The sequence below is a fragment of the Breznakia blatticola genome (assembly GCF_004365815.1).
Classification (GTDB): domain Bacteria; phylum Bacillota_I; class Bacilli_A; order Erysipelotrichales; family Erysipelotrichaceae; genus Breznakia; species Breznakia blatticola.
On record NZ_SODD01000035.1, the window covers coordinates 21,112 to 27,218 of the forward strand.

At 35.3% G+C, this 6,107-nt stretch carries 9 protein-coding genes; all 9 read left to right on the forward strand.

The window, feature by feature from the left end:
• Complete coding sequence (locus EDD63_RS08775; protein WP_134170544.1) at positions 1-315, forward strand: ribosomal-processing cysteine protease Prp; 315 nt, start codon at positions 1-3, stop codon at positions 313-315.
• Positions 316-320: 5 nt separating this feature from the next.
• A complete protein-coding gene (gene rpmA, locus EDD63_RS08780; RefSeq protein ID WP_134170560.1) occupies positions 321-605 on the forward strand; it encodes a 50S ribosomal protein L27 in 285 nt (94 codons plus the stop codon).
• 59 nt (positions 606-664) lie between these two features.
• A complete protein-coding gene (gene obgE / locus EDD63_RS08785; RefSeq protein WP_134170546.1) occupies positions 665-1,948 on the forward strand; it encodes a GTPase ObgE in 1,284 nt (427 codons plus the stop codon).
• A gap of 108 nt (positions 1,949-2,056) precedes the next feature.
• Positions 2,057-3,415: an MATE family efflux transporter gene (locus EDD63_RS08790; RefSeq protein WP_208318315.1), complete on the forward strand. Its 1,359-nt coding sequence runs from the start codon at positions 2,057-2,059 to the stop codon at positions 3,413-3,415.
• 103 nt (positions 3,416-3,518) lie between these two features.
• Complete coding sequence (gene ybeY / locus EDD63_RS08795) at positions 3,519-3,968, forward strand: rRNA maturation RNase YbeY (RefSeq protein ID WP_134170548.1); 450 nt, start codon at positions 3,519-3,521, stop codon at positions 3,966-3,968.
• Positions 3,949-4,290, forward strand: a complete 342-nt coding sequence (locus EDD63_RS08800) for a diacylglycerol kinase family protein (RefSeq protein ID WP_166667599.1) — start codon at positions 3,949-3,951, stop codon at positions 4,288-4,290. The genes ybeY and EDD63_RS08800 overlap by 20 nt, the downstream gene beginning before the upstream one ends.
• The gene (gene cdd, locus EDD63_RS08805) at positions 4,291-4,677 is read left to right on the forward strand and encodes a cytidine deaminase (protein ID WP_134170552.1); all 387 of its coding nucleotides are present in this window, start codon (positions 4,291-4,293) and stop codon (positions 4,675-4,677) included. It begins immediately after the preceding gene.
• On the forward strand, positions 4,677-5,570 hold the full coding sequence (gene era, locus EDD63_RS08810; protein WP_134170554.1) for a GTPase Era: 894 nt from the start codon (positions 4,677-4,679) through the stop codon (positions 5,568-5,570). The genes cdd and era overlap by 1 nt, the downstream gene beginning before the upstream one ends.
• On the forward strand, positions 5,563-6,107 hold a 545-nt coding region (gene recO / locus EDD63_RS08815), incomplete at its 3' end, for a DNA repair protein RecO (protein WP_134170556.1). The genes era and recO, both read left to right, overlap by 8 nt.

Consider the following 6,107-nt stretch of genomic DNA (forward strand, 5'->3'; position numbering starts at 1 on the left):
ATGGTAAAGGTAAAAATTGATACAAAAGCAGATCAAATTACACAAGTTGTAATTAAAGGTCATGCAGATAGTGCAGAACATGGACAAGATCTAGTCTGTGCAGGTGTATCAAGCATTGCAGTAGGTATATTAAATACATTACATGTAATGGATGAAAATGCATGTTCATTAGAAATGAATGATGCATTCATCAAAATTGTTGTTATAAACAATACAGAGACGGTGCAAACCGTTCTGAAAACACTATACATTCAACTTAAAACCATGGTTGAGAATTATAGTGCATATATTCAGATAACGAAAGAAGAGGTGTAATCATGATGAAATTCAGTTTAGATATTCAATTATTCGCATCTAAAAAGGGAGTTGGTTCGACAAAAAACGGTCGTGACTCTCAATCAAAAAGATTAGGTGCAAAACTGGCAGATGGACAACATGCAAACGCTGGAGCTATTATCTACCGTCAACGTGGGACAAAAATTCACCCAGGTAAAAACGTTGGACGTGGGGGAGATGACACATTATTTGCTACTATTAGCGGTGTTGTGAAATTCGAACGTTTAGGTAAAAAGAAAACTCAAGTTTCAGTTTATCCACAAGCATAGTTAAATATCCTCGCGCTAGTCGCGGGGATTTATTTTGTAAAGTAAAGTGAGGTACATATATGCAATTTATAGATAGAGTTAAAATTAAAGTCAAAGCTGGTGATGGTGGAAAGGGTATGTCTTCTTTCCGTCGTGAAAAATATGTACCATTTGGTGGTCCTTCAGGTGGTGATGGTGGAAAAGGTGGAGACATCGTTTTCATGGTCGATGAAGGAAAATCAACACTTTTAGATTTACGTTACAATCGTAAAGTTGTTGCTCCTAATGGTGTAAATGGAAAAACCAAAAAGATGCATGGAGCAGTCGGTGAAGATGCGGTGATTAAAGTTCCATTAGGAACGATTGTTAAAGATGCAGAAACTGGACGTATTCTAGCGGATCTAACAAGAAAAAATCAACGTGCGATCATTTGTAAAGGTGGTAAAGGTGGACGTGGTAACTTCCGCTTTAAAACAAGTAAAAATACTGCACCTACATACGCTGAAAAAGGTGGATTAGGTGAAGTGAAAGATGTTGAAGTTGAATTAAAAGTATTAGCAGATGTTGGGTTGGTAGGATATCCTTCGGTTGGAAAATCAACACTATTATCTGTAGTAAGTGCCGCAAAACCAGAGATTGCAGATTATCACTTTACAACGATTCAACCAAACTTAGGAATGGTTCAAGTTCCAGACGGACGTAGTTTTGTTATGGCGGACTTACCAGGACTTATTGATGGTGCAGCTCAAGGAAAAGGGTTAGGACATCAATTTTTACGTCATATTGAACGTTGTCGTGTAATTATCCATGTTGTCGATATGGGTGCACAAGATGGTCGTGATCCAGTTCAAGATTATGCAAATATTAATAAAGAATTGGAAGAGTACCAATATCGTTTATTGGAACGTCCACAAGTTGTAGTGGCAAACAAGATGGATTTGGATGATGCAGAAGCCAATCTAGCTCGTTTTAAGGAAGCATATCCTGATGTGGAAATTTATCCCACGATGACCGCTTTAGATGAAGGGTTAGAACCAATTATCTATAAAGCTGCTGATTTACTTGAAGTTACACCTGTTTTCCCATTATATGATGAGGAAGAGAAAAGTGAAGGTGTACTTTATAAATATGAAGGTGATAAACCTCCATTTAAAGTACATAATCTTGGAAATGGTCGTTGGAAACTTACAGGTGAAGAAATTGAAACAGCATTTGCGATGGCAACACTTGATACGGATGAAGGACAACAGCGATTTGCTAGAAAGATGCGTGTTCTAGGCGTTGATTCTGCTTTACGTGAAGCAGGAGCAGCTGATGGAGATACCATTGAATTAGCAGAATTTGAATTTGAATTCGTAGAATAATAAACAAAGCATCTACCCATATTTGGGAAAGATGCTTTTTATATGAAAAATAGTTAGAATTTACGCTAATTTTTGATAGAATGTGTAGTGAATGATTTGGGGGGACATATGAGTAGAGTAAAGGATATGACAAGTGGTAGTCCACTGCGACTAATGGTATTGTTTGCCATACCACTAATATTAGGGAATTTGGGTCAACAATTATATATGATTGTGGATACGATTATTGTTGGCCAAGGAGTTGGTGTTGAAGCACTTGCTTCATTAGGTGCTACAGATTGGACGTATTGGTTGTTTTTGTGGATAGTACAAGCGATTACACAGGGATGTTCCATTCGTGTAACGCAGGATTTTGGTTCAAAAGATTATAGTCAACTTCGTAAATCGATTACGATGTCGATTCGTATTTGTATATTTGTTACATTGATTGTAACAGTTGTAGGGTTGATATCAGGAAAACGATTATTGATTTTACTGCAAACACCTGAAAACTTAATGCAAGGTGCACTTACGTACTTCTATATTATGCTTGGTGGAATCGTAATCAGTGTATGTTATAACATGAGTGCAGCAATTCTTCGTTCGTTTGGTGATGGAAAAACACCGTTGTTGGCGATGGGGATTGCAGCAATTGTGAATATTTTATTAGACTTATTATTTGTTATGGTGTTTCACTGGGGAATTGCAGGGGCTGCAATTGCAACACTAATTGCCCAAGCACTATCTTTCATCTATTGTTTGCATGTTTTACGAAAATTGGATTTCTTACAGTTTGATAAAACTGATTGGATTGTAGATAACAAACGAATTCAAGAACTTGTGAAATTAGGAGCACCACTGATGTTTCAAAATATGGTTATTGCAGGAGGCGGAATGGTTTTACAATCTGTCATCAATAAATATGGAATTATATTTGTTGCTGGATTTACCGCAACCAACAAACTCTATGGTTTACTTGAAACATCGGCAATAAGTTTTGGTTATGCGACGACAACATACACTGCGCAAAACTGGGGTGCTAAGAAAATTAAACGGATTGTAGATGGATTACGAACATCGACAGTTTTATCACTTGTGCTTTCTGTAGTAGTTGGAGTATTTTTGATTGTTGTTGGTCGTCAATTATTAACGCTGTTTATTGCGAGTGAAAGTTATGCAGATCAAGTGTTAGATGTTGCGTATAAATATCTGTTTATTATGTCGTTATTTTTACCAGCACTGTATTTACTATATACATACCGTTGTACATTACAAGGGTTAGGAAATACAGTAGCGCCGATGATTTCTGGATTTATTGAGTTTTTCATGCGGGTGATTAGTGCGCTTGTATTTCCATTAGTAATTGGAAGTACTGGTATATTTTATGCAGAGGTCACTGCTTGGGTTGGTGCAATGATTTACTTGATGATTAGTTGCTTGTCAAATGTAAAGCGAATTCAAGAAACCGTAGTTGAAAACGAATCATAAATGATGCAAAGAATTCTGTAATCGATTGAGAAAACAGAATTTTTTTAAATGAATAAGTGTATCTATTTCTTTCAGTGATTTTAAATTGTGATATAATATCCACATGAGTGTACATATAGAAAATCAATATGATTTCACTTTCGAATTTGAAAAAGAATTTGATGAAATCTACAAAAAAACAAAAGAAGTGATTCACAAACCTGAACACTATGTCGTTAGTGTAATTTTTGTGGATGATAAACAGATACATGAAATTAATCAATCGTATCGAAATATTGATCGACCAACGGATGTGATTAGTTTTGCCTTACTTGATGATCCTGACTTTTTACTTCCAGAAATGGATGAAATAGAATTAGGGGATATTTTTATTAGTATTGATACTTGTAAAAGACAAGCAGTTGAATACGGACATAGTTTTAAACGTGAACTTTGTTTTCTGTTTACGCATGGATTATTGCATTTGTTTGGCTATGATCATATGAATGAAGAAGATGAAACAAAGATGTTTACATTACAACGGGAGATTCTTGATGAAATTGTGGATAAATAAGTTTAAGAATGCCTTTCGCGGATTTGGCTTGCTTATTAGTGACTTTAGTGTAAGAATTCAGTTGGTGTTGTTACTAGTTGCATCTGTTTTTTTTATGATGTTAGGACTAGAAACGTATGAATGGATTGCTGTTGTGATTTGCTTTGCTTTAGTGATTGTGGCAGAAATGATGAATACGGTGATTGAAAAAACATTAGATTACATACAACCTAACCAAGATCCAAAAATCCGTAATTTAAAAGATATGGGTGCAGGATTTGTATGGATGGCTTGTATGTTTGCGATTATTGTCGCATGTATTATTATTGGAGGAAAAATTTAAATGGAAAAGATTATTGAACAAACTAGAGAATATTTGAAAAATGCATACGTACCATATTCGAATTTTAGAGTAGCTGCTTGTGTGCAAACAAAAGATCAATTATACTTTGGTGCAAATATTGAAAATGCGAGTTATGGATTAAGTAACTGTGGAGAACGCAGTGCGCTATTTTATGCATATTCTCATGGAGTTCGTAAAGAAGATATTCAAGCAATTTATGTTGTAACTACAGCAGATGTAATTACAACACCATGTGGAGCATGTCGTCAAGTTATGGCGGAGTTAATGCCACGCGATGCAAAAGTGATTCTTGCTAATGATGATGAAATTCAAACATACACAGTGGAAGGCTTACTTCCTCATGCTTTTGATGCGGAGAGTATGTAATGAGTTTTAAAAGCGGGTTTGTAGCGATTATTGGACGTCCAAATTCTGGAAAAAGTACATTGTTAAATGCACTGATGCAAACTAAATTAGCGATTGTTTCTGATAAGCCGCAAACAACAAGGAATAATATACTTGGTATTTTAAATACAGATACTTATCAAGCGGTATTTGTGGATACACCAGGAGTACATAAACCAAAAACAGCACTTGGTCGTTCGATGAATAAAGGTGTCTATTCTTCTATGCAAGATGCAGATGTTATGTACTTAGTTGTCGATGTGACAAAACCATATGGTACAGGTGATGAATTTTTATTAGAAAGAATTAAGAATACACATGCTAAAGTATATCTTGTGTTAAATAAAGTGGATTTAGTTTCACGCGAACAACTAATTGAAACACATGTGACTTGGGCGAGTAAATTCGACTTCAAAGAAGTGATTCCCATTAGTGCAAAAAATAGCGATAACATTGATGAATTACTAAATGTGACAATTGCTGATCTACCAGAAGGTGTACAATTCTATCCAACGGATATGGTTAGTGATCGCTCAGATGATTTTCGAATCAAAGAAATCATTCGTGAAAAAGTGTTATTTTATACACGTGAAGAAATTCCTCATGGAGTTGCGGTTGTTATTGAAAATAAAGAAGAAGAGGATGGCGTATTATACTTACAAGCTTTGATTATAGTCGAACGAAAAAGTCAAAAGGGAATCCTTATTGGGAAACAAGGAAGTATGATTAAAAACATTCGTTTAGCTGCACAAAGAGAACTCAAGCAATTACTTGGCAAAAAAGTAACACTCGAGCTATATGTACGAATTGAAGAAAACTGGCGCAATAAGGAAAGCAAACTAAACGAACTAGGATATAAGGAGTACGATGAATAATACTTGTATTGGTATTATCTTAAATAATCGAGACTATAAAGACAATGATGCGTTAGTCGATGTGCTTACACAAGAGTACGGGAAAATTACATTTGTAGCCCGTGGTGTAAGAAAGCACAACTCGAAAAATGCAACACCATGTTCCATTCTTAGAATTTCGCGATTTTATTTTGATTACAAGGAAACAAGAGGCTTACAAAATCTAAAGATTGCAGAACCGGTGAAAAATTTCTTTCATATTCAAGGAGATCTAGAAAAACAAGCCATTGGTTGTTTAATTCTAGAACTTATGGATGCTTTACAGTTAGATGATGAACCTGCTTATACATTGTTGGAGAATACCTTACAGTATTTGGATTCAACAAAAAATCCATACCTTGTTTTGGGGTTATATCTTGCTGAACTTTGTCGTTTTATTGGGATTGAACCATTTGTTGATGGCTGTGTAAACTGCCAAAGTGAGCATCAAATTGTTGCAGTTAGTGTTAGTGATGGAGGATTTGTTTGTGCAAATTGTTACAATCCTAGCAAACACAT